Origin of the sequence: Algoriphagus zhangzhouensis, assembly GCF_900148515.1 — a bacterium.
Taxonomy (GTDB): Bacteria; Bacteroidota; Bacteroidia; order Cytophagales; family Cyclobacteriaceae; genus Algoriphagus; species Algoriphagus zhangzhouensis.
In genome coordinates this window covers 652,047-675,799 of record NZ_FRXN01000003.1, presented here as the reverse complement: position 1 = coordinate 675,799, position 23,753 = coordinate 652,047, and the positions used below count along the sequence as shown (strand labels likewise).

The following is a 23,753-nucleotide window of genomic DNA, read 5'->3' as shown; positions in this document are numbered from 1 at the left end:
TTGTAGATAGCCCGGATTCCAAATGAACTTTCGTGAGTTCTGTAGAATCTGGGTTATTTTTTGGCAGATATGGCAGGATGGTAAACAAAATGATAAATAGTAAATAGCCTTTGTGAATGGCTCTCCTGACCCTGAAATATTTTGCAAATTGTTTTAGAAATGGAAAGCCTTAATTGAAGCAATAAATCCGAGATATATGTTTTTGAAAAGAATCCCGAAATCGATCGCAGTCCTTCTAGGTGTGATGGTTTTGGCTACAGCTTGTGAAAAAAGCGATGAAACGACTACCGGCCGAAAACTGACCGGAAATCCTAAAATAGATAAGTTAAAACTCCCAGATGGCTTTGAAGCTGAGCTTCTTTATAGCCCAGGTGAGAATGATCAAGGGTCTTGGGTAGCCATGACTTTTGATGACAAAGGAAGGATGATCACAGCCGATCAGTATGGCTTCCTTTATAGGTTGGAGTTGCCACCTATTGGCTCTGATTCTACAGTAAAACCAAAAGTTGAAAAACTGATCATAGGTGGAGTAGATGAGCCTCAAGTAGGAATGGGCTATGCACAAGGTTTACTATATGCTTTCAACTCTTTGTATGTAATGGTAAATCACCATTCAAACCAGATTTTTGAGAAAAATACCGGATTGTATAGAATCCAAGATTTGGATGGAGATGATCAGTTTGAGACTGTTTCTACAATTAGAACGCTCGAAGGTTCTCCTGGAGAACATGGACCTCACTCTATGAAATTGACACCTGATGGTAAGTCAATTGTTCTTTCTGCTGGTAATCATGTGGATGTTCCGGAGATGAATCGCTACAGACTTCCAAGGGTTTGGGATGAGGATAATCTTTTCCCATTGATCAAAGACCCAAGAGGTCATGCAAATAGTAGAATGGCTCCAGGTGGATGGATTGCCAAAATTGATCCAGAAGGTAAAGATTGGGAATTGATCGCCGCAGGTTTTAGAAATGAATTTGACATTGCATTCAATGAAGTAGGAGATCTATTCACCTATGATTCTGATATGGAGTGGGATTTTGGGATGCCTTGGTATCGACCAACCAGAATACTTCATGTACCTAGCGGTGCAGAATTTGGTTGGAGAACAGGTGACTCCAAGTGGTCTCCAAACTATCCAGATAACCTGCCTGCTTTGGTGAATATCGGACAAGGTTCTCCTACCAACGTGATGTTTGGAACCGAAGCAAATTTCCCAGATAAGTATAAAAGAGCTCTTTACGCTTTCGATTGGAGTTTCGGAATTATTTACGCCATGCATTTGACACCAAATGGCGGTACCTATGATGCAAAAGCAGAAGAATTTATTTCTGGATCTCCGCTTCCATTGACAGATGGTACTATTGGCCCTGATGGTGCCATGTATTTCGCTACTGGAGGTAGAAGATTAGAGTCTGACTTGTATAGAGTTTATTACAAAGGTGATATTGATACCTATAAGCCTTTGACCATGGCTGATATGCCGGAAGAGGCCAAAATCAGAAGAGAACTGGAAAGCTATCATGTAGATGGAGCACCTTCTGAAGGTCTGGAAATGGCCTGGAATAACTTGGATAACAAGGATCGTTTCGTTCAGTATGCGGCTAGAATTGCACTGGAGCATCAGCCGGTTGCTAGCTGGAGAGATAAGGCTATCTCAGAAACCAATGCAGTGAAAAAGACGCAAGCTGCTTTGGCATTGGCAAGACATGGAAGTAATGCTGATGTGGTTCCTATGTTGAAGTCCTTGATGGAGATTGATTATTCTTCTTTGTCTGATAAAGAGAAGCAAGATTTACTGAGAACAATCGAGGTGACTTTGTATCGTCATGATGCTGCTGCCAATCCGGTGAAGCAGGATTTGGTTGCTTACTTGGATCCTAATTTCCCTTCCAACGACAATATGTTGGATAGATCCTTGGCAGTTTTGTTGACTCACTTGGATGCTCCAGATGCGGTTGAGAAGACTTTGGCACTTTTGGAGACTGCGAAAGATGATGCAGACTATCAAAAGACTTTCACTTCTTCGTCTGACTTGGTATTTAGAAATCCTCAGTACGGAATGGATATCGCAAATATGTTGGCAAATGTGCCACCGGCTCAACAGACCTATTTTGCAACTGTTTTGGGTGGAGCTGATCATGGCTGGACTCCTGAGATGAGAGAGGAATACTTCACTTGGATTAAGGATGCCTTCAAGTATAAAGGAGGTAGAAGTTATGTAGGCTTTATTGATAGAGCCAGAAAAATGGCCTTGGAAAATGTTCCTCAAGCTGACTTTGCTAAATACGATGAAATGTCTGGTGCGGCTTTATTGACTTCCAATGGAAATGATATTGCAAATACTGGAATACAGCCAGAAGGTCCAGGAAGAAGATGGACTGTAGAAGAGGCGGAACCAGTAGTTGAAGTTCTTGCTGGCAGGGATTTTGAAAGAGGAAAGGCGATGTTCCAAGCGACTCTTTGTTCTTCTTGCCATACAATGGGAGGAGAAGGCGGAATCATTGGTCCGGACTTGACGCAGTTAGGAACTCGATTCTCTAAGAAAGATATCTTGGAAGCTACTATCGAGCCAAGTAAGACGATTTCTGAGCAATATGAAGCAACCGTTCTTGAGTTGAAAGATGGTGGTTCTATCGTCGGCAGAATGATCGATCAGGATGATGCGAATTACTACATTTCTCAAAATCCATTTGCTCCTGAGACCATCAGAACTGTGCCGAAAAACACGGTTACTCTTGCTAAAGAATCTGATGTTTCAATCATGTTGCCAGGTTTGATCAATAGATTGAATGAAGAGGAATTGAAAGATTTGATGGCCTACCTGATTTCAGGTGGAAACGAGAATAACGAGGTGTTTCAAAACAATGCAACAGCAGAAAAATGAAATTGAATTTCTTTAAAAAATATTTATTCGTAGAGGCGGTTGGTTTATTGATGCTATTCGGGTATTTGGTGGATTTTGCATCAATTCCTGAAAAGCAAGGGCCGCGATATGCAAAAGATCCTTTGATGAGTGAGGTTGATTTTGAGCCGATTTTCAATGGGAAAGATTTGGAAGGATGGGAGTATGATCCTGTCTATTGGTCCGTGAAAGATGGTGCAATCGTAGGTGAAATTACTCCTGAGACCATTTTGAAAAGCAATACTTTTATCATCTGGAAAGGTGGAGAAGTAGGGGACTTTGAATTGAAATTGGATTATTGGATTTCTGAGGTCGGAAATTCAGGTGTTCAATACAGAAGTGATCGATTTACTGAGGTTCCTTTTGCTCTAAGAGGATATCAGGCAGATATTGATGCCGCAAATCGATATACAGGTCAGAATTATGAGGAGAGGAAGAGAACTACGTTGGCCTACAGAGGTCAAAAGACAGATATCACCTCTCAGCCTGATGGGATGACTGTCAGAGAATATGTAGAAAGAAATGCCTGGAAAGGTCTACATGTGACTGAAGAACTAGGAGACAGAGAAGAGCTGGGCAACCTGATCAAAAAAGGAGAATGGAACTCAATCCATTTGGTGATCAAAGGAAATGTGATGAAGCACTATGTGAATGGAACTCTGATGAGTGAAGTTCATGATGATGATGAGAAAAATCGTATGCTTTCAGGCTTACTGGGAATGCAAGTTCACGTAGGGCCTCCAATGATGGTCAAGTTCAAGGATATTCAATTGAAGAAATTGTAAGAAAAAATGAAGGCTGGTCGATTGATCAGCCTTTTTTTGAAGTTCATTTTTTATTTTTCCATTTCTTCGAGTTTCAAATTTCGATGATTTCTTTCCTCCTTTTCCACTACTAGTTTTTTTCTGTTGGCAACTATGATTTTTATTAATTGGGGAGAAAGTGATAAGGCTACTAATGAGGCTCCAAGAATTAATACATTGGTGGGAATAATCCAGAGATTTCCACTTGTGAAGATTCCGAGAATCACCAAAGTGCTAAAAGGCATTGAGACTGCAAGCACGTTAATACCAAGGTCCAAATCGAAAGTTTTTCTTAGGCTTTCTGAATCCAATTCCATTTTTCGTACAGCTGACATGTGAGCAAATGGCCAAAAACTAACTGCACTCTGTGGGAAAACCACTGCTAAAAGTGATAAAGCTGGGGTAAGTTCAGGTGCAAGCCAAAGAAAAATACCACTTAAAAGGAATGTAATCCCTGCTCTAAAAGTCAAAATGGAAAAGATTTTTCTAATCTGACTCCATTTAAACATCACTGCTATTCCCATAAACAACAAGATTAATGGTGTCATGATGTCTTTGATCATGATAATAGAAGTGGAAAGGAATCCAGGAAAGCTGTCCATAGAAAGCCCAAAGCTAAGAAGTATAATTGCCAGGATGATTACCAAATTAATGGGCTCACTGACCATGGCAATTAGCAATTCTTTGACCTTTTCTTTGTTTGATCGAGACTCTAATTTTTGAGTCTTGTAGTACAAAGACATTGCAATCAAATAGGCTAGAATCAAGACAAATATTTTGTTTCCTATATCTGCTAATGCCGCCCATGCCAGCAGGTCATCTCCAAGGTATTCAACAATGAATGGAAAGCATGTCAGACCAGGTGCTAAGGAAGGGATCAAAAGTGATAAGGTTCGCATCTCTTTTGAATTCCTTCTGATCCCAAAAGTTGGAAGAGAAATCTTCGTGATATACCACATCACCAGATTAAAGGACAAGGCCAGAACTGGTAGAATAAGGAGATCTGTATTGATTTCGATTTTCATCAAAGCGACAAAAATCATAGCTGGTAAGGCAAGCGACAAAATCATTGTCTTAATTCCCTTTTTCTGATCCTCCGATCGGAATTTCGATTGAAGTAAAATTCCAATTCCAATCAGAAGGATCAAAGAAAGAGTTTTTTCCAAAGCAAAGCTCATGGGGAATTCGGTTTAATCAAGCGGTAATTTTTTTGAATGTTTCGACGAATTGCTGCATTTCTCCCATGGTTCCCATACTCACTCGGCACCAAGGTTTATCATCAATATTGAATACACGGACTCCTACGCCTTCGTCATACATGCCTTTCAGAAATGGTTGTCCTTCCATTGCAATTGGGAAGATCATAAAGGAAGTATTTGATGGAATAATGTCATATCCCAATGAGCTGATTTCAGATGCAGTGTATTCTCTACATTCAGTATTCATTTTTCGACAGTTGGCTAAAAATGATTGCTCACTCATGCTGGCAATTGCTCCATTTAGAGAAGTGACACAAAGGCCCATTGTACTTCGTACTTTGGAAGTGATTGATTTGATTCGCTCAGGTTGAGCCACGATATATCCTATTCTCAGGCCTGCCATTCCGTGGATTTTGGAAAAAGTTCTGGCCACTATGACATCCTTGCCTTCAGCGACTAGCCCGACTACAGAATTTGCCTCTGGATCATCCAAAAACTCCAAATATGCCTCATCAACAAATACTGGTACCTTCTCTGATGTTTTGGAGCAGAAAGCTTTGAGTTTGCTAGGGTCTGTGATCGAGCCTGTTGGGTTGTTTGGATTACAGACATAGACAAGCTTCGTGTCAGAATCAACTTCTTTGGCCATGGCATCTAAATCATGCTGATAGTCTAGAGTTAAAGGAGTAGGCTTCCAAGTAGCTCCCAAGGCTTGTGCTGTCCTCATGATGGACATATAAGCCGGATCTGCAGAAACTATGTTTCCCCCTTCCATGAATTGTACGAATGCTGTCTTTTCTAATAAATCTGAAGAGCCTGGTCCCATCATGATATGTTCAGGGGTAACGCCTTCTTTTTCGGCGATCATTTCAATTAGAATTTTTGCTTCCCCGTGTCCGTACCTATTTCCAGATGATACAGATTCAGAAATAGCTTTTACCACTTTTGGAGATGGGCCATATGGATTTTCATTCGCGTTTAGCTTAGCTACCAGTCTCGCCTCATCATAGGAAAAGGCAGGTATATACTCCTTTAATCTACTTTTTGGATGGTAGGAGTGAAGGTTTTCTTTTGCTGCCAAAGCTAAAGAAGGGGCTAGGCTCAATGAGCCCATCGCCAAAAAGCTGGATTTCAGCCAGTTTCTTCTACTTATTGATTGTTTCATGGTTTTATGTAATTAGGTGGATATCTAAAGTTCAGGTTGTTATTCTACAGTGACGGTGTGGTATTTTCTAAAAGCGATGTCCTTGTAGGATCCAGCAAATTCAAGTCGAACTTGAGTGCCGCTAGTTGGTTCATCAATTCCTAATTCTCCCCAAGTGATTTCTAGGTCTGCACTTCCATTGGTGTCTGTTGTCAATGAAGCTACCTTCGTTGTGGTTTCTATATAAACCTCCAAGTTTAGGTTTGATACAGGAATGGAATCTATACCTAGGGTATGGTCAAGAATATTGGTTTTGTCAAGCTCATAAGTCATCGAATTCACAGAAACTGAAGAAGTGGATGAAAAGCTTGATCCGTCCAATAAAATCAGTACAGGTGAAGCGACGTTCGGAGTAACCAAGTCATCTGTTTCCACACAAGATTGAGCCAAAAGCATGACGAAAAGCGCGACTAATAGGAAAGGTGTTTTTATGAATTTTTTCATGTTGTTCATTTTTTGAAAGTGGAGGTTTATTCTACCCACCAAAGTGGTGTTCTCATATTGTCCGCTCCGCCGAGAAGACCGACTCCTTCATTTAAGTTTGTCACATTCAGTGAATACTCGGAGGTAGGATATTCCAATCTGGTTGGTAATACCCCTTCGTTGTAGAAAACCGAACTAGGGTGGGGTGCTGGCATAACAGGGTATCCAGTTCGTCTGTATTCAGTCCAGGCTTCTACTCCCTGTCCGAAAAGTGCCAGCCATTTTTGGGTCATAATGGTTTCTTTCGAAACAGCCCCTATTCTGCTCATATAGTCACTAGGTATAGTCAACCCGTGTTGCGAAAAACTTGCAGTTATAGCCTCCTCAAGCAATGCTGATGCGTCTCCATCAATGTCTCCGTCATAGGCTGCTTCAGCTTTTATGAAGAGCAATTCAGGGTAAGAAAGAAGAAGACTTGGAGCGATTGGGCTTAAGTAGTTTGTTCCGATTCGAGATGCATTGAAGGTTCCAGCGGCAGCGTCCGTCAAGCCATTGGGAAGTCCTGCATAAGTTCCATCAGCCAAAGGCTGTGCATAGACAGTGATTCTCTCATCATCTAATTCAAGAAGTTTGTCAATCAGAGTGGTGCTAATGTTCCAATCGGACCTAGTAGAAAACACATCAAACATTTTGTTTCTACTTCCGATTACATCAAAGTGGATGAGTTTGGCAGATTCTTCTTGATTTGTAAAGACTGGATAGGTAGAAGGGTCTCCCAAGATTTTTGTCATAATGGCTCGAGATTCCGATGGTAATTTTCCAGATTGTCTATTCGCGATTCTAAGCGCGAGAGAATTTGCAAACTTTTTCCATCTTAGAATGTCTCCATTGAAAAGGATGTCTCCTGCGATGGCTGGGCCATCTACATTTAAGTTGTCATTGGCTTCCTCGAGGTCAGCTAATAGTCCTGTATAAATTGACTCCATAGAATCATATTTTGGAGAATTGATTACTTCCTCAGCAGTGCCTTTTAAGGCTTCAGAATAAGGAATAGGACCAAATACGTCCGTCAGATAGGAGAAAGCAAAAGCTTTCATTACTAGGGCGACTCCAACATAATTGGAGTTTTCAAAAGCTGCTTCAGGTGAGGCTAGGTTTTGAACTCTTTCAAAATTGACAAGAGATTGGGTGTAAATAGCATTCCAAGTTCCTGAGGAAACTGTAAGAGGTATTTCGTAGCTGTCCCCTTCTGCATTAATGTAAATGTTTCTAGATAAGTATTGAACCCAGCACATGGCAGCATCGATATTCAATCGTTGATATCTGGTACTATGTCCCCAGTATCTATCTACAACTGTTTGGATAGCATTTGGCAAAAGCAATGCAGGGGAAATCTCCACTGGATTGTTTGGATCAATGTTCATCTCCTCGAATTCGCTGGTGCAGGACAGAGCAGTCCAAGATGCCAACACGATTAAGAGAGCTGAAATATGTTTTATAAAGTATTTATTCATGACATTAAATTTTTAGAGTGTAGGGGATTAAAAAGTGATGTTCAGATTAAAGCCCATGTTTCTGGTGCTAGGCATTTCTCCATAAGCAAATCCTTGAGCATTTCCACCTTTATTATCTACCTCTGGGTCCATATGAGGATGGTTTTTGTAGAGGATGGCTAGGTTTCTAGCTATAAAGGATAGCCTCATGGATTGGATGAAGTTGTTGCTCAAAAAGTTCTTTGGGAAACTATATCCAAGGGTTACCTCTCTGAGTTTGACAAATGTGCCATCAAAAACACCTGCCTCATGGTAGGTTCTAGGATTTTGCGCATTCCAAAATGTAGTAGCGTTCACTATTACATCATTTGGTACGTAAACTGGTTCCTCATCTGAACCAATATTCATTACACCTTGTCCAATGATGCCTTCTTCTCTGCCTAAAGCAGTCTCGGCATATTGTCCTGTCTTTCGGGCCAGTCCGGTACCCACATCAAAAATATCCCCACCCATTTTCACATCTATGAGGGAAGAAAATGTAAAGCCTTTATAGCTTAATGTGTTAGAAAGACCGCCTATCCAGTCTGGCTGAATATTTCCTAAAGGATGAGTGCCAGAATCTAAAACAGGGAGACCATTTCTGTAAATAATTTCACCTTCTGGACTTCTGAGATACCGTCTTCCATATAATGTGCCATATGGTTGTCCAACTCTAGCTTCCGAGGTTAAACTGTTTTGGGTTCCCAATATATAGTTTTCAAGGCCTTCAGCCAGTTCAACTACTTTGTTTCTGTTTCTGGCAAAGTTTAATGCCATGTCCCATGTGAATCCGGAATGATGCTCTAATAGTCTTCCATTCAACATAACTTCGAGCCCTTGGTTGGTGATTTCACCAGCGTTCAAAATTTGACTTGTATATCCTGAAGCCGTTGATATCGAGACTGCTAAGATCTGATTGATAGTAGACTGATAGTAATAAGTCATGTCCAGTCCCAGTCTCCCTTGAAAGAATCGGATGTCTAAACCGACTTCTTTTCCGGTAGTGATTTCTGGCTTTAGGTTCCTATTGGCGATTTCTTTGGACTCGGTGTAAGTAGGGGTAGTCCCTGCCCAAAGCCCAACGGAAGAATAGACCTGATTTAGCAAATAAGGAGAGGCATCATTTCCTACCTGAGCCAAGCTTGCTCGGACTTTCGCAAATGATAATACATCTGAGTCGATGTTGAACATGTCGGTTAAAACCGCACTCAAAGCTATGGATGGGTAGAAGAATGAGTTGTTGTCAATTGGTAAGGTACTTGACCAATCATTTCTTCCCGTGATATCCATGAATAGGAAGTTTTTATACCCCAATTGTGCAGAGCCAAATACACTATTTACTACCTGTTCACTTGTTTCACTCGATGGTGTGGTAGGGCTGGCATAGTTTCCTAAGTTGTAAAGCCCATCGATGGTCAATTCACCTACATTGACCTGTGTTCTTCTATAGGTGTTGGTTCTATTAATTGCTCCAGCTTGAACTTTCATGTGGAAAATGTCTGAAAGCTCTTTGTCGTAAGTCAGGATCACATCATTATTGGTTTCTTGACTTCTTAGAGCTATTTCTTGATATGACCCGAGTCTTTTGACGTTATTTTTGGTGTATTCTACACCGGTTACATTTTCCCTTAGGTCAGACCAAAAATCAGTTCCGCTTCTCAGCATGATGCTGAAATGTTCATTGAAATCATAGTTTAGAGCAATATTCCCTACTAACCGATCTTTCTCGTTTGCATTTGTGTAGTTGTCTTGATAAAAGAATGAATTTGAAAAGTACTCATGTTGCCAGTTGGCATAAGGGTAGAAATCCCCACTTCTAAATGTGAGTTGTTGAGTAGCATAATAATCTTCCCAGTTTTTCAATTTTGTAAAATCCGAGTGTCGATGAGACCAGATAAAATCCGAGCTATTGGAGTATCTTCTATTGTCAGATCCCGCTTTGATGTATTCGGCATTTACTACAACTTGTAGATCAGGAGTGAATTTGTAAGAAGTGTTGAGTTTGAAATTGTTTCTCCAATAATCATTGTTATACATGATGCTGGACTGATTCATTTTGCCTACAGAAAGGCGAAAGTTTCCTTGCTCATTTCCGCCTGAGAGGGCTACGTTGAATGTTTGAGTGCTTCCAGTTTCCCAAAAGTCTTCCCAGTTGTTAGGTTGTGGAAGTAGAGCTGCTCTTTCAGGTGCTGTATACCAAAGTGGGACTAGGCTGCCATCCATAGGCGCTCCCCAGCTTTCGTCTACACCTGCAGTACCACGGATCCTTTCAGCATCGTATCCATTTCTTCCATCCACATACCAGGTTCTATATCCAGCACCACCCCCATATATATTCTGAAAGTTTGGCTTGACGAGCGGGTTGTCCCAAGTCATGTTTGAATTGATTTCCAGTCCGATCCCTTTGGTTCCTTCACCGTTTTTGGTGGTTACCATTATTACCCCGTTGGCAGCTCTGGACCCGTACAATGCAGCGGCAGTTGCTCCTTTGAGGACATTGATTTCTTTGATATTGTCTGGATTAATTTCTGATAATCCGCCTCCATATCTTTTAGAGGAAGATTGCTCCAGCGGAACACCGTCGACGACGACCAATGGTTCATTGTTTCCTGCTACTGATGATGAACCTCTAATTACGATATGAGATCCACTTCCTGGGCTGGAGTTACCTGTGATCTGAACGCCTGCAACTCGGCCTGAAAGAGAATTGGCAACATTGGAGGCTCTCGCGTCTTTTAATGCGTCTCCATTGACGCTTTGCGTGGTATAGCCTAGTGCTTTCTTGTCCCTTGCCAAACCAAATGCTGTAATCACCACCTCGCTCAAGGCTAAATCTGAAGGAATCAAGAATACGCTGTATTCAGATTGGGATGTTACAGGGATTTCTTTCGTAGTAAAACCAATAAAGGAAACAACCAAGACAGGGTTAGGGATGCTTTCGTCGAAAGTCAATGAGAATTTTCCATCCAAATCTGTGACGACACCGATTTTAGTGTCCTTGATTAAAATACTGGCACCAGGGATGCCCATTTCCGTATCGTCAAATATCACACCTTGGATGGTTCTATTTGCTTGTTTAACCTCAGTTTTTGGAGAGTTTAAATAAGTGGAGCTAGGCGCTGAATTGGGTTGGAAATCGTTGTCTTTTACTATCAAATAAAAATTCCCTGAACCTTTTTGGTACTTCAAACGGCTTCCTTTCAGGATTCTACTGAGATTCTCCTCTGCTGAAAGTTTGGAGTTGATAGTAGTTTGAGTAGTACTGCCTGTAACCAAACTTGAATTATAGGCAATCGAAATGGAATAGATCTCTTCAAGATCTCTAAATGCAGACTCCAGAGATTTGGAGGCTATCGCTAAAGTGGGGCTAGGACCCTTGGCGAGTTGAAGTGATTGGGCCCCGACGATAGACGGTGTCGATATGACACTCGCTATCCCTGCGACCAGCAAGCAGCGTGTAAAATTTGAGAGCATAGATAAAAAGGTTAGAGGTTAGAATGGTACTAGTAGGTGCTTTTGGGTTTATTACTAATCATTCCAAGCCTTGCGGCTAGCTTCTATATCTCTATCCGGTTCCGTATGACCCGGTTAAATCTTTATATCACTTTTGGTCTATTGCTCTTTAGAAATAGTTAATTGAGTTCGGAGTGTTTTACGTTGACTTGATTCCCTTTTAATTCGATGGGAGTTTCAAACAAAATTTCCAGATTCGTAAAAACTTCCATTGGGTCGTCATACAGCGGTAAACTTCCTGAAACCCTATTGTTGTCATGGCTAATCCCTTCCAAGTCTAATTTTAAGTCGTAAATCTCCGCTACGGTATTTAGAACTTCAGACAATGATTGGTTTTTCAGTTTTAGCTTTCGGCTTTTCCATGAAATCAAAATTTCAGGGTCTTCAAACTTTTTAGAGTGCAGCTGATTATTACCCGTGGTTAACCTGATTGCTTCCCCAGGAGTCATTAGGTATTCAGAAGAGCTTTCTTCAGAATGAAAATCTAGCTTTACACTACCTTCTATAAGGATTACTTTTTGAAGATTCTCCGAGCTTTTGACACTAAACTGTGTGCCTAAAACAGTTACGCTTAAATCACTTTCCTTATTTATTTCAAAGAGTTCTCCGTTGTTGCCTTTTTGGATAGAAAAATAAGCCTCACCTTCTAGCTTTACTTTTCTGTCAAAACCCGAAAACCTACTAGTTTGATATGTCAAGCTAGAGTTGGAATTGAGAATGACAGTTGAGCTGTCGGGTAATGATATTTCAAGGATTTCATTATCAGAGGTCCGATAGTTCACTTCATTTTTTCCTGTCCAAACCCAAACTGAAATAAGGCCTAGAATGATAAGGGAGAATGAGGCGGCAATTTTTGTTGTTCTCCAAATTGATTCCCTTGTTTTCTTTCGAGCGTCTTCTTTAGCTATTCCTTTTCGAATTCCTTTCAACAACTTTGATTTCAAAGCGACTTTTTCGCTTTCATCTAATCCATCCAAATACTCCTTGTCGTTCTGCATGCTTGTTTAAGTTTCTCAGAAGCTAGTTAGGAAATGTTTGGGTATTTTGGATCGTTTTCCCCTATTAGTCAACTGAGAATGAATTTTCCTCCAGTGTGATTTGAATAAAAAATTAAAAAATTTTAAAAAAGTTTGTATTTGGTCTGTTAAATGCCCTTTTGTCTGGTGGTTATTTTGAATTAATTAGATAATGCAGAATAAAAAGTCTTGTGATAGGAGTAGGCTGCCAGTTAAAGTCAGCTCTTTAAGGCTTATTCGAAGGTCTTTGATGGCTCTGATTAAATGTTTCTCCACAGTACTGGCGGAGATTTTCATAGTTTCGGCGATTTCTTTATAACTCAATCCCTTATTGAACCTCAAGTCATAGGCTTTTTTTCTTTGGGAGGGAAATTCCTCAGTTATACTACTGATTCTTAGTTTTAAGTCATTAAAATGGATCATTTCCTCAATTGAAAATTCCAAATGTGCATATTGACTTTTCAGTGTGTCTAGATATTTTCTCCTGACTGATTGAGATTTGTATTGATTGATGATTTTATAGTTTACAGAAGAGTGAAGGTAGGTTGAAAGCGTTTGATTGATTTCCAACTTACTGCGACGAACCCAAAGATCAATAAAGACTTCCTGAACAATTCCTTCCACGGTCTCCCTTTGATCAAGTTTTTTCATTCCAAAATTGAAAAGCTGTTTCCAATATCTGTTGTAGGCTTCTTCAAAAGCTAGGTCAGATCCATTTTTAATTCCCTTGAGAAGCCTGTTGTCGATATTTGATTTTTCGGACATAAAAAGAAGGGAAAAAGAGATTTGAAATTGAGTAAAACTTAAAAACAGGGTAAATAATCTTATTGAATTGAGTTAAAATTTGTTGAAAAGTCAAATCATGGTTTGATAATTTGTATAAAAAGATAAAAAATATGTGACTTTTGATAAAACTGGTTTCTCTGAAATAATTTAAATGTAAGTGTCTTTATGTCAATTGATTACATTTTTAGTCTTTTTGAGCTATGTTTTATGCATTTCAAATATTAGATGGGCTAATTCATCCTTGTTGAAATGAGTTTTATGTTTTTTTAATTGTGGAGTAAGATTTTCTTTCCTTAACAAAAGGTTGGAGTGTTGGTGTATGGGATTTTTAGTTTGAAATAAATCGCCTTTAAAAATTAGAGATTGATTTTTTGATTAACGGCGGAATTTTATTCCGTTCATTTTTTAACTTTTAAAATTCAATCCAAGTTTTGTCCTGATACAGCAGGATGGACTCTGGAAGGCATTTTTATAGGTTTAACAGATTCTATTATACCCAAAATGAACCTCGGAAAAGTATCCAATTGGAAAAATAAAATATCCAACTTTCAGCAGTTGGGAGGCATCGAAACCTCCGTTTTAGACAATGGATTAGGTCGAGGAACCCGAATTGCCTGGATAAATACGGGGACAGGTCTAAGGTATAAGTTGGTCCTTGATAGAGGGATGGACATCGTAGATGCCTTTCATAATGAACATAGTCTTGCTTGGATCTCACATAATGGAGTCGCTTCCCCACAGGCATTCTCTGACAAGGGCATTGAATGGCTAAGAACTTTTGCTGGCGGGCTTTTGACCACCTGTGGTTTGTCCAATGCCGGACCGCCTAATGAAGATGAAAGCGGTGCCAAAGGATTGCATGGTAAATATTCGAATACTCCAGCTGAATTGGTTTCTATCAAACAGCCTGATATACATTCAGGGGATCTTGATTTTGAGATAGTAGCTAAAGTCAGAGAATCTTCCACTTTTGGACCTCATTTGGAAATGACCAGGAAGATTTCTGGGAGGATTGGAAGTGCAGAGATCCAGATACAAGATACTGTGGCTAATCTGGGAAATCAGAAAGCACCTCATATGCTTTTGTACCATATCAATTGTGGTTGGCCATTGATCGATGAAGGAGCAAGAATCATTTGGCAAGGGGAAAAGAAGCCTAAGGCGACAGATGCTAACAATACCCAGTTTAATATAAAACATGAATTTACCAGATGCGCACCTCCAATGGATGAGCATGCTGGATTTGGTGAAGATGTGGCTTTTATAGATCCAAAAGCTGATTCTAGAGGGACAGTTGTTTGCGGTTATGCCAATGACGATTTGGGCTTGGCATTGAAAATCACTTTTTCCAAGAATCAGTTGCCTTGGTTAATCAATTGGCAGCATTGGGGAAAAGGCGAATACGTGACGGCATTAGAGCCAGCTACTCACCCGCCGATAGGTCAGAAAAATGCAAGAGAAAATGGGAGCTTGATCCTGCTTGAGCCTGGAGAAAAGAGGACCTATAATTTGAAGTTGGAAGTGTTGACTGGAGATGAAGTGAATGAATTTAACTAGTAAATAAATTGGCCAAGGGGGAATTTCCCTAAGTTCAATTTTTCAATAATAATAACTCAAAAATCTAATAACCATTACCATGAGTTTAGCAAAAAAGGCCCTCGAGCAGGGGGAAGGAATTTTAAGACTCACCCCAACATGGGTACCCCGATCCTTTTGTGTGCCGGGAAGAAGAATAAAGCTACATCCAGATGATTATTATGCATTAGGTGGAGCAAGAGGAGGAATTGACGAGCGTTGGTTTTCGTCTACTACCCCTGCAGAAAATGGTCCTTTGACTTCCAAAAATGAAGGCCTATCGCATATTGCCTATGAAGATGGAGGTAAAACCGAATTGTTCCTTTTAAAAGATGCAATCGATGAATTAGGAGCTCAGGTTATTGGATCCAGACTTTGGGATCAATACAAGTCCTGGCCGATGTATTCCAAGTTTTTTGATAACATGGGACCACTTCCTCATCACATTCACCCAAGCGATGAATTTGGAAAGTTGACCAATCAAAACGGAAAGCCAGAGGCCTATTATTTCCCTCCTCAGCTCAATAACCACGGAGGTGATTTTCCATATACCTTCTTTGGGATCGCTCCGGGAACAAGCAAAGAGATCATCCTAGACTGTTTGAAAAACTTCAATAAAGGCGATAATAAAATCACCAATTATTCTCAAGCATTCAGATTGCAACCGGGTACAGGATGGGATGTTCCTCCAGGGATGCTTCATGCGCCAGGTTCCCTTTGTACTTATGAGCCTCAGAAGGCTTCCGATATTTTTGCCATGTACCAATCTTTGGTAAATGAGGCGATTATCCCTGAAGAACTACTTTGGAATGCTACTCCGAAGAACCGTTGGGGAGATTATGAATTATTGGTTGAGATGATCGATTGGGATCTCAATGTAAATCCAAACTTGATGGATAATCACTATATGGAGCCGAAGCCAGTTTCTGATGTCAATGAAATGCACGCAGCTGGATATCATGAAAACTGGATTTGCTATAGATCTCATGATTATTCAGCTAAAGAATTGACAGTTCTTCCTGGTGAGACGGTGACCATTACAGATTCTGCAGCTTATGGTATGATCATGATGCAGGGTTATGGAAAAATGGGTGCTTGGGATATTGAAACCCCAGCTTTGATCCGTTTTGGTCAGTTGACTCATGATGAGTACTTCGTGTCTGAAGATGCGGCAAAAGCAGGTGTGAAAATTACCAATATGTCTAAAACTGATCCTATCGTGATGTTGAAGCATTTTGGACCAAGAAACCCTGACTTGACAGTTTTGTAAATTAATAGGAGGATATGAGAATCCAGCGCTTTTACCCTTAGAGCTTGATTCTCAATTTTTCCAATCTTTCAATATTTAAATCCCTAATAACTATGAATAACTTCCCTAAACTTCATAATGCCACTTGGCCGGGATTGGTCGGAAAAGGACCAGATTCTGAGCCAGTGATCCCTTTTGATTCTTTGTTGGAAATGACGGCCGCTGCAGAGGTTAATGGTGTCAAATTCGACGGAATTGATGTGGGACTTTTAGAGCCGCACTTTGACTTGAATAATCCAGATGAAGCCAAAAAACTGGCGGATAAAGTTTCCAAATACAATCTGAATGTAGGCTCTTTAGTTGCCCCGATTTGGGCTGGATCTGCGATGGGATCTGCTGAGCAGAGAAAGACTTTTGTGGATATGGTCAGAAAATCCTGTGAATTTGGTCAAAAGCTAAAGGAGTTGGGTGTAAGACATTATGGTGTGGTGAGAATTGATTCAGCGGCGGGAGTTTCCGATTGGGCAAAAGACCCTGAAGGCAATACCAAGCTGATTGTTCAGACTTTTCAGGAAGCTGCCGATGTAGCTGCGGATTTTGGTGAAAGACTTGCTGCTGAGGGAGAAATCTGCTGGGGTGCTATGCATAGCTGGAAACATATGGTGGACCTTTTAGAAAGGGTGGATAGAAAAAATGTAGGTTTCCAGGCGGATATGTCCCATACCTTTTTGTACACCATGGGTTACAATGCTCCAGAGCATAGAATCTTGGCAAAAGAAGACGAGAAGGATCGTGGTGCAATTGAAGCGGCATTGAAGACTGTGACCGATGCGCTAAGACCATGGACGATTGACTTCCACGTAGCTCAAAATGACGGATCTGTATTCGGTTCAGGTTCTCATGATAAAACAGGCAGACACTGCCAGGCCACAGACCCGAATGGGTTGTTGGATATAGCTCACGATGCAGGTTACTGGTTGAGAGATAGTGATGGGAAATTGACCAAAGCAGTTCAGCACATTTGCTGGGATGGATGTATGTTCACAAATTCTGTGATGGAAAGCCAACAAACCTGGAATGATATTCTTGCGGCCTTGATTTCGGTTCGTGAGGCACATGGATGGGAAGGCTGAAATTGAAAGGTAGAAGGCTAAAATGAGAAAGCTGAAACCTTACAAATTTCCAATTTTTCAACCTTTAAACTCAATCTTCAAATTTCAAATTCAAAAAACATGAGTAATAAAAAACAAATCAGAGTAGGGCTTATCGGAACTGGATTGATGGGCCGAATCCATACGAATGGCTATAAGCGTATGGAAGACTTTTTTCCAGATTATGAATACGTTCCTGTATTGCAGGCTTGTTGCTCCAGAAGAGAAGAAAAAGCAAAAGCATTTGCTGAGCAATGGGGATATGCTTCCTACGAAACTGATTGGAGAAAAGTACTTGAGCGAGATGATATCGATGCTGTAGATATTTGTACTCCAAATGATAAACATGCTGAGATCGCCATTGCAGCAGCAAAAGCTGGAAAGATGATTCTTTGCGAAAAGCCATTGGCAAGAACTGTAGAAGAGGCTGAAGGAATGCTAAAAGCTGTTGAGGAAGCCGGTGTGAAAAATACTGTTTGGTATAACTACAGAAGAATCCCAGCAGTGACTTTGGCTAAAAATATTGTGGCTTCAGGTAAGCTTGGAAAGATTTTTCACTACAGAGCAAACTTCCTTCAAGATTGGACGATCAGTCCAGATTTGCCTCAAGGTGGAGATGCGCTTTGGAGATTGGATGTGGCAGCTGCAGGTTCAGGTGTTACAGGTGATCTTTTGGCGCACTGTATCGATACTGCTATGTGGATCAATGGTGGGATCAAAGATGTTTCTGCCATGACTGAGACATTTATCAAAGAGAGAGTTCATCAAGGAACTGGCGAAAAGAAAGCTGTAGGAATCGATGATGCTTGTACTTTTCAGTGTCATTTTGATAATGGTTCTTTGGGACTTTTTGAAGCGACTCGATATGCAAGAGGCCATAAAGCTCTTTATACATTTGAAATCAATGGGGAACATGCGTCTATCAGATGGGATTTGCATGATTTGACCCGATTAGAATATTTTGACCATGACGATGAAGGTATCGTTCGTGGCTGGAGATCTATTCACGTCACTGACGGAGATCATCCCTATATGGACAGATGGTGGATTCCGGGTACTTCCATCGGATATGAGCATTCATTTATCCATCAAGTAGCCGATTTCTTCCATAGTCTTCAGACTGGAGAGGCTTGTCATCCAACATTTAGAGATGCCTTTGAAACTCAAAAAGTATGTGAAGCCGTGATCAATTCAGCCAATGAAAGAGCATGGAAAGATACCGGAGTGGATTGGGTAGAAAAAGTATAAGGTTTGTTATGTAATGGAAAAATCCAGGCTACTTAGTCTGGATTTTTTTATGCCCTGAATTTGAGCAAGATTTAGAATTGTGGTAATTTATTCTAAAATCATCCCAGCCTTATGAAAAGATCCTACTTTATTCTATTCGCTCTCACTTTACTTTGTTGGTCTTGTAAAAATGAAAAAGAAAGTGATTCACTCGAGGATCTAATTCCTGATAATGGAGAGATGAAGGCTATGATTGATGAAGTCAAAATGATTCCTATTCAGACGCCAAAAGGAGAAATGAAGGTTTGGACTCAGAAAGTAGGCGATAACCCACGAATCAAATTACTCCTGCTTCATGGTGGGCCTGGAATGACTCATGAGCAGTATGCCAATTTCAAAGACTATTTGCCACAGGAAGGAATAGAATTCATTTGGTATGATCAATTAGGATCAGCTGGTTCGGACCAGCCTGATGATCCCAGTCTTTGGACGATTGAGAGGTTTGTGGATGAAGTAGAGCAGGTCAGAAAAGAACTGGGTCTAAATAAGGATAATTTCTATTTGCTTGGACAATCTTGGGGAGGAATGCTAGGAATGGAGTATTCTTTCAAATATCAGAATAATCTGAAAGGATTGGTCATTTGTAATATGATGTCCAGCTTGGATGAATATGAAAAATACGCCAAGGAGGTTTTAGGCCCGCAAATGCCGCCAGAAGTTTTTGCGGAGGTGATGGAAATAGAGAAAAGAGGTGATTTCGAAAATCCGCGATACATGGAATTGCTTGGAGAATATCATTACCCTCAACATGTATTGAGAAAACCCATGGATGAATGGCCAGAGGAAATCACCAGAATGATGTCTCAGGTGAATCCCAATGTTTATGTTTTTATGCAGGGTCATTCCGAATTTGGGATTACCCCAGGAGCTAGCTTGGAGGGGTGGGATGTTCGAGATCAATTGTCAACGATTACCATTCCAACCTTAGTGGTGGGTGGAGAGCATGATACCATGGATCCCAAACACATGGAATGGATGTCTCAGGAGATCCCAAATGCCCGATATCTATATTGTCCTGAAGGGTCTCATTTGTCTCAATTCGATGATCCAGAGCACTTTTTCCCGGGCTTGATTCAATTTTTGAAAGATGTGGATGAAGGGAAATTCTAAATTGTAATGTTTTACTTTTTTCAAAAACACTATTTAAATTTTAGAAACTTCTTTTATACACAGGAATTGAAAAAGTATGGGGTGGAATACGCTAGGTCTGGTGATAATTTCGGGCTTTTTACCTTAGTGTTTTTCCCTTGTTTGTATGGATTAATTATTTCCGCTTTGATCGCAGTGGAATTTGGTTTTAGGTATCAGTTTGAATCAGAAAATAAGGAGGTAATTTGGACTCTGATCCTTTCAGGTATTACCATTATTTTCACCTACTTTATCCATAGGAGACTAAATTTTATTTTAGTTCCAAAGGAAGAACCCAAAGTCCAATTAGAAGAGACCCAAAGAAAGAAGTACTTAAGGACCTATATGGCTTTTGGTTTTGGACCATTGCTTTTTATCTTCTTCCTGATTTTTTGCTTCTATTTTTGAAAGTGATTTAAACCCTGAAGAAAATCCCTTTTCTATATAAGAAATAGCAAAGTCCCCACAATGCTCCTAATGTTGCAAATGCTGTGATTACAGCTAGTAGGTGCTCATTCATTCCAGTCCATGAGAGAAAGCCAGTGGTGAAAATGCCTACCGTTCTATTCAGCCATCTGCCAAGGATTTCTGCAAAGAGATAGATGAAAATGGAGTTCATCCCTACAATCAAGAATGGAAAAATTCCCTTTCTGTGGTTTTTGATATCTACCCAATAAAATGAAAGTGCTAATACCAATAAGGCCCAGCCACCAGAGGCAAAGACGAAAGCTGTGGTACTGATTCTTTTGACGATAGGAGTGATGCCTGCCAGATCGAGACCAAAGCCGATGACCAAAGCAACAATTCCCGAGAGGGCAATGGTTTTGATTTTATCTGAATCTGCTTTCTTGGAAAGCAAAATATTTCCACAAATCGCACCCCAAATCGTGTGCGCTGCTGTCGGAATACAATTGATAGCAACCCAACCTCCATTATTGATTTTGCCCATCAAGATCATGTCAGTATAGTTCCCAAAATTGGTTCCATGTTCAAAAGGAACTTCAGGGTTATACAATCTATACATGATTTCTGTTAAAGCTAAAAGACCCAAAGAAACGCCCAATTGAACTTTCCATCCTTTGTCCAATAGGAAATAGGTGACCAAGATCGTAAATGACAATTGGGTCAGAACATTCCAAAGTTCGAAAACCAATTTGCCAGAATAGATGCAGTGTAATCCTGTTCCAAAAAGGAAAAGGATCAGGCAGCGTTTCAAAATATGGGAAGTTACTTTGCCTCGATTTTCAGCTAAAGCCAATCTTTTATTCAAAGAAAAAGGCATGGCCACCCCCACTATAAACATGAAGAATGGTTGGATCAGGTCCCAAAATCTCAAACCGTTCCAAGGGTGATGGGTAAACTGGACAAAAAATGTGTGAAGTGGATTTCCTTCATGGAAAAGCTCCAAAAGAGAATCATAAACCAATGATGCCTCTGCAACTAAAAGAAACATGGTGATTCCTCTATAGACGTCCAATGAAACTAATCGCTGGGTAGGGTTGATGGTGGTCATAATGTGTTGAATGAGAAATACCTAAGATAAAAAATGCTGAAAAAATGAAGGGTAAAATTTGATGGGTGGGGAATAAAAAAGCCTTCCGATTTTGGAAGGCTTAAAGCTTTTTGAGATTAAAACTGAGATTTGAACTGCTCCAGTTTTTGGTCTACTTGTGTGTCTACAGGGAATGTGACTTTGATATTTTCCCAAGCCATAGAGATCATGGCAGTTTTATTGTCACCAGCTGAGATGGTGTAGGTCAACCTTTCAGTGCTACCACCTCTCTCGGTTTTTCCTTTTAATGAAACTGCATCATCTTTAGCTACTGCTGCCTCGTCAATTTTTCCATCTACCATGTAGGCAAATACTGATTCAGCTTTTTTGTTCAAGTGAACAGTCCAATCGCCAGATTCGGTCGGAGTGATAAAGATGGAATATTTACCCGCTCTAAGGTTTTGACCACCTACGCTGACAGGAGTGCTGAACTCGATGATGGTTTGAGCATTGGCACCGGCTCTCCAGGTCACGCCATATTTTTCAATTTCTCCGAATATTTTTCTTCCCTTTACACCCGGAGAAGAGTAGTCAATATTGATTTTGGTGAATCCAACTACTTGGGATACGCTGGAAGCTGGACTTAGAGAAGGGGTTTGTAATTGAGCAAATGCAGCGATTGATGTAAAAACTGTCAATGCAATCACTGCAAAAGTACTTTTGATTTTTTTCATGGTTTGGATTTATGTTTTGTGTCTGAAACTAGCAAAAATTTTAGAATCCCTCTCTTTATTCTTGAGAATTGGAATCTGTTTTTTCTTCGGAGATATATTGAGGCGGGAAAGTAAGATTGTCACCTATTCTATTGGCCCGATAATGAGGGGACATGATTTCAATACCAGCCTCATTGAATCCATCTTGAATATTTGCGTGGAGGTTAGAGAGAATAAATGCCGATTTCTGTGGTTGATCAGTATATCCATTAATCTGATAGCTTACATAAAAATCATCAAGGCTGGTTTGCAATACAAAAGGAGCAGGGTCCATTTTGAGAAATTCTGTTTTTTGTACTGCCCCAATAAGTAATTCATGAACCTTTCTCCATAGTGCATCATAACCGATGGTAACCGACGTGTGTAAAATCAATCCAGGTTCACCTACACTGCTATAATTGATGGTTTTTCCATTCAATATGGCTGAATTTGGAATGGTTACTTCTTCGTTTTTTATAGTTTTCAATTTGGTGACGAGCATGGTTTTTTCAATCACATCTCCTGTTGTATCGCCGATTTTTACTCGGTCTCCTAATTTGAAAGCTCTCATATAAATTATTACAAGTCCCGCAATGATATTGCCTATGGCAGATGAAGAACCAAGGGAAATCAAAAGGCCTAAAAATACGCTGACTCCCTGAAAAGCTGGGGAATCCGACCCAGGCAGGTAAGGGAAGATAACTATAAAGGCGAAGGCAATTATGATGACCTTTGTAAGATTAAAAGTTGGTTTGGCCCAGTCTGGATAGAATCCAGGAATTTTTAAGCGTTCGTGTTCGACCTCTCCAGAGATGTAATTGACAAACCTTACGATATAGAAAGTAATAACCCCAATCACAAAGATCATGATCATCTCTGGAATGTATCCCAGAAAAGAGCTGAAAATAGCTTTGAATGGATCAATGATGTATCCAAGCAATTTGGTTCCGAGTGCCTTCGTAGATGGGAATACGCTGAAAATTACCGGGAGAGATAGATAGAGTAAAAAAGCAATAACAACGATTTTGAGACCCTTGAAAAAAATCAAAAACAAGCGCTCCTGCCTAATCACGGATATCACCTCAAAATTTCGAATGGTAACTCCTTTGAATAGGTGCTTAAATTTATTGAAAATGAACTTGATGAGTTTATCAAACCCAAAATTGATCAGCCTTACCAAAAGGAATACTCCTAGTAAAACCCCTAGCAAGATGGCTACTCTAATCAATTGGGTGATTAAAGTGTGATTGGAGTGGTTTTCCCGAAAGGTGTCTTTAATATTTTGAAGCTGAATTTCAGCTAATTCTAATTTGCTGAGATTTTGTTTCTCTGCATCCTTATCGGTGACACTTCCTATGATTGTATTACCATGAAGCAGTTCAATCGCTAAATCTTCTTCCCTAAGCGAAAGCAAAGTGGTGTCAAATTTCTCATCTTCTACCAATTGCGATAGTTTTGAACTCATCTGATTGGCCCGTTCAGCAGGACTAAAAGGACCTATGGAGGTAGATATAAAATGAAGAGTATCCTCAAAAAAGATTACAGGAATTGAGTCTAATCTCGGCTTTTTTGGAAGTCTGTCATTTTCCTGAGCAAATCCATATAAGGAAAGACCAAGTAGAATAATATTGAAAACTACTGATAGAGCTTTTTTCATTTTTAACAGTTGGAAATAACTGGTAAAATAGTTTTTATGAAATAAACGTTTGTAATCAAGTGTGAATTTAAAAATAAATTT

General features: G+C 40.1%; 18 protein-coding genes. 8 read left to right on the top strand and 10 right to left on the bottom strand.

The features are described 5' to 3' along the window. The first annotated feature begins 196 nt into the window (after positions 1 to 196). Positions 197 to 2,887 (top strand): c-type cytochrome, encoded by a 2,691-nt coding sequence (locus BUF13_RS13215; RefSeq protein WP_073572264.1) that lies wholly within the window; start codon positions 197 to 199, stop codon positions 2,885 to 2,887. Beyond that, positions 2,884 to 3,690, top strand: a complete 807-nt coding sequence (locus tag BUF13_RS13210; protein WP_073572263.1) for a 3-keto-disaccharide hydrolase — start codon at positions 2,884 to 2,886, stop codon at positions 3,688 to 3,690. Before BUF13_RS13215 ends, BUF13_RS13210 begins: the two co-directional genes overlap by 4 nt. Before the next feature lie 50 nt (positions 3,691 to 3,740). On the opposite strand, the gene BUF13_RS13205 is transcribed toward BUF13_RS13210, so the two are convergent. The 7 genes from BUF13_RS13205 to BUF13_RS13175 form a co-directional block, all read right to left on the bottom strand. Then, positions 3,741 to 4,886, bottom strand: a complete 1,146-nt coding sequence (locus BUF13_RS13205; RefSeq protein ID WP_073572262.1) for an AEC family transporter — start codon at positions 4,884 to 4,886, stop codon at positions 3,741 to 3,743. A 16-nt stretch (positions 4,887 to 4,902) separates the two neighbouring features. Further along, positions 4,903 to 6,072 (bottom strand): pyridoxal phosphate-dependent aminotransferase, encoded by a 1,170-nt coding sequence (locus tag BUF13_RS13200; RefSeq protein WP_073572261.1) that lies wholly within the window; start codon positions 6,070 to 6,072, stop codon positions 4,903 to 4,905. A 39-nt stretch (positions 6,073 to 6,111) separates the two neighbouring features. Continuing rightward, positions 6,112 to 6,555 carry a hypothetical protein gene (locus BUF13_RS13195; protein ID WP_073572474.1) on the bottom strand — a complete coding sequence of 148 codons (444 nt, stop codon included), beginning with the start codon at positions 6,553 to 6,555 and terminating at the stop codon, positions 6,112 to 6,114. Positions 6,556 to 6,581: 26 nt separating this feature from the next. Then, positions 6,582 to 8,048, bottom strand: a complete 1,467-nt coding sequence (locus BUF13_RS13190; RefSeq protein WP_073572260.1) for a SusD/RagB family nutrient-binding outer membrane lipoprotein — start codon at positions 8,046 to 8,048, stop codon at positions 6,582 to 6,584. A 27-nt stretch (positions 8,049 to 8,075) separates the two neighbouring features. After that, on the bottom strand, positions 8,076 to 11,540 hold the full coding sequence (locus BUF13_RS13185; protein ID WP_073572259.1) for a SusC/RagA family TonB-linked outer membrane protein: 3,465 nt from the start codon (positions 11,538 to 11,540) through the stop codon (positions 8,076 to 8,078). 158 nt (positions 11,541 to 11,698) lie between these two features. Then, positions 11,699 to 12,577 carry a FecR family protein gene (locus tag BUF13_RS13180; RefSeq protein WP_073572258.1) on the bottom strand — a complete coding sequence of 293 codons (879 nt, stop codon included), beginning with the start codon at positions 12,575 to 12,577 and terminating at the stop codon, positions 11,699 to 11,701. A gap of 183 nt (positions 12,578 to 12,760) precedes the next feature. After that, the gene (locus tag BUF13_RS13175) at positions 12,761 to 13,360 is read right to left on the bottom strand and encodes an RNA polymerase sigma factor (protein WP_073572257.1); all 600 of its coding nucleotides are present in this window, start codon (positions 13,358 to 13,360) and stop codon (positions 12,761 to 12,763) included. 522 nt (positions 13,361 to 13,882) lie between these two features. Between BUF13_RS13175 and BUF13_RS13170 the strand changes: the two genes are divergently transcribed. The 6 genes from BUF13_RS13170 (at position 13,883) to BUF13_RS13145 (ending at position 20,179) form a co-directional block, all read left to right on the top strand. Beyond that, positions 13,883 to 14,938: an aldose 1-epimerase family protein gene (locus BUF13_RS13170; RefSeq protein WP_073572256.1), complete on the top strand. Its 1,056-nt coding sequence runs from the start codon at positions 13,883 to 13,885 to the stop codon at positions 14,936 to 14,938. A 79-nt stretch (positions 14,939 to 15,017) separates the two neighbouring features. Next, entirely contained in the window at positions 15,018 to 16,226 is a 1,209-nt protein-coding gene (locus BUF13_RS13165; protein WP_073572255.1) for a cupin domain-containing protein, read from the top strand. Between the two features lie 92 nt (positions 16,227 to 16,318). Continuing rightward, positions 16,319 to 17,338: a sugar phosphate isomerase/epimerase family protein gene (locus BUF13_RS13160; protein ID WP_073572254.1), complete on the top strand. Its 1,020-nt coding sequence runs from the start codon at positions 16,319 to 16,321 to the stop codon at positions 17,336 to 17,338. Positions 17,339 to 17,437: 99 nt separating this feature from the next. Then, entirely contained in the window at positions 17,438 to 18,604 is a 1,167-nt protein-coding gene (locus BUF13_RS13155; protein WP_073572253.1) for a Gfo/Idh/MocA family protein, read from the top strand. A gap of 111 nt (positions 18,605 to 18,715) precedes the next feature. Further along, positions 18,716 to 19,753: a proline iminopeptidase-family hydrolase gene (locus BUF13_RS13150; RefSeq protein WP_073572252.1), complete on the top strand. Its 1,038-nt coding sequence runs from the start codon at positions 18,716 to 18,718 to the stop codon at positions 19,751 to 19,753. Positions 19,754 to 19,759: 6 nt separating this feature from the next. Then, positions 19,760 to 20,179, top strand: coding sequence for a hypothetical protein (locus BUF13_RS13145; protein ID WP_073572251.1), 420 nt, complete (start codon positions 19,760 to 19,762; stop codon positions 20,177 to 20,179). Positions 20,180 to 20,186: 7 nt separating this feature from the next. On the opposite strand, the gene BUF13_RS13140 is transcribed toward BUF13_RS13145, so the two are convergent. The 3 genes from BUF13_RS13140 to BUF13_RS13130 form a co-directional block, all read right to left on the bottom strand. Next, on the bottom strand, positions 20,187 to 21,284 hold the full coding sequence (locus BUF13_RS13140) for an acyltransferase family protein (RefSeq protein WP_073572250.1): 1,098 nt from the start codon (positions 21,282 to 21,284) through the stop codon (positions 20,187 to 20,189). Positions 21,285 to 21,400: 116 nt separating this feature from the next. After that, the gene (locus BUF13_RS13135) at positions 21,401 to 21,997 is read right to left on the bottom strand and encodes a DUF2911 domain-containing protein (RefSeq protein ID WP_073572249.1); all 597 of its coding nucleotides are present in this window, start codon (positions 21,995 to 21,997) and stop codon (positions 21,401 to 21,403) included. A 55-nt stretch (positions 21,998 to 22,052) separates the two neighbouring features. Next, the gene (locus BUF13_RS13130) at positions 22,053 to 23,672 is read right to left on the bottom strand and encodes a mechanosensitive ion channel family protein (RefSeq protein ID WP_073572248.1); all 1,620 of its coding nucleotides are present in this window, start codon (positions 23,670 to 23,672) and stop codon (positions 22,053 to 22,055) included. Positions 23,673 to 23,753: the final 81 nt, after the last annotated feature.

Bases quoted from the DNA above. Each gene is read 5' to 3' on its own strand.
- BUF13_RS13215 (WP_073572264.1), top strand. From the start codon at position 197: ATGTTTTTGAAAAGAATCCCGAAATCGATCGCAGTCCTTCTAGGTGTG.
- BUF13_RS13210 (WP_073572263.1), top strand. From the start codon at position 2,884: ATGAAATTGAATTTCTTTAAAAAATATTTATTCGTAGAGGCGGTTGGT.
- BUF13_RS13205 (WP_073572262.1), bottom strand. From the start codon at position 4,886: ATGAGCTTTGCTTTGGAAAAAACTCTTTCTTTGATCCTTCTGATTGGA.
- BUF13_RS13200 (WP_073572261.1), bottom strand. From the start codon at position 6,072: ATGAAACAATCAATAAGTAGAAGAAACTGGCTGAAATCCAGCTTTTTG.
- BUF13_RS13195 (WP_073572474.1), bottom strand. From the start codon at position 6,555: ATGAAAAAATTCATAAAAACACCTTTCCTATTAGTCGCGCTTTTCGTC.
- BUF13_RS13190 (WP_073572260.1), bottom strand. From the start codon at position 8,048: ATGAATAAATACTTTATAAAACATATTTCAGCTCTCTTAATCGTGTTG.
- BUF13_RS13185 (WP_073572259.1), bottom strand. From the start codon at position 11,540: ATGCTCTCAAATTTTACACGCTGCTTGCTGGTCGCAGGGATAGCGAGT.
- BUF13_RS13180 (WP_073572258.1), bottom strand. From the start codon at position 12,577: ATGCAGAACGACAAGGAGTATTTGGATGGATTAGATGAAAGCGAAAAA.
- BUF13_RS13175 (WP_073572257.1), bottom strand. From the start codon at position 13,360: ATGTCCGAAAAATCAAATATCGACAACAGGCTTCTCAAGGGAATTAAA.
- BUF13_RS13170 (WP_073572256.1), top strand. From the start codon at position 13,883: ATGAACCTCGGAAAAGTATCCAATTGGAAAAATAAAATATCCAACTTT.
- BUF13_RS13165 (WP_073572255.1), top strand. From the start codon at position 15,018: ATGAGTTTAGCAAAAAAGGCCCTCGAGCAGGGGGAAGGAATTTTAAGA.
- BUF13_RS13160 (WP_073572254.1), top strand. From the start codon at position 16,319: ATGAATAACTTCCCTAAACTTCATAATGCCACTTGGCCGGGATTGGTC.
- BUF13_RS13155 (WP_073572253.1), top strand. From the start codon at position 17,438: ATGAGTAATAAAAAACAAATCAGAGTAGGGCTTATCGGAACTGGATTG.
- BUF13_RS13150 (WP_073572252.1), top strand. From the start codon at position 18,716: ATGAAAAGATCCTACTTTATTCTATTCGCTCTCACTTTACTTTGTTGG.
- BUF13_RS13145 (WP_073572251.1), top strand. From the start codon at position 19,760: ATGTTTTACTTTTTTCAAAAACACTATTTAAATTTTAGAAACTTCTTT.
- BUF13_RS13140 (WP_073572250.1), bottom strand. From the start codon at position 21,284: ATGACCACCATCAACCCTACCCAGCGATTAGTTTCATTGGACGTCTAT.
- BUF13_RS13135 (WP_073572249.1), bottom strand. From the start codon at position 21,997: ATGAAAAAAATCAAAAGTACTTTTGCAGTGATTGCATTGACAGTTTTT.
- BUF13_RS13130 (WP_073572248.1), bottom strand. From the start codon at position 23,672: ATGAAAAAAGCTCTATCAGTAGTTTTCAATATTATTCTACTTGGTCTT.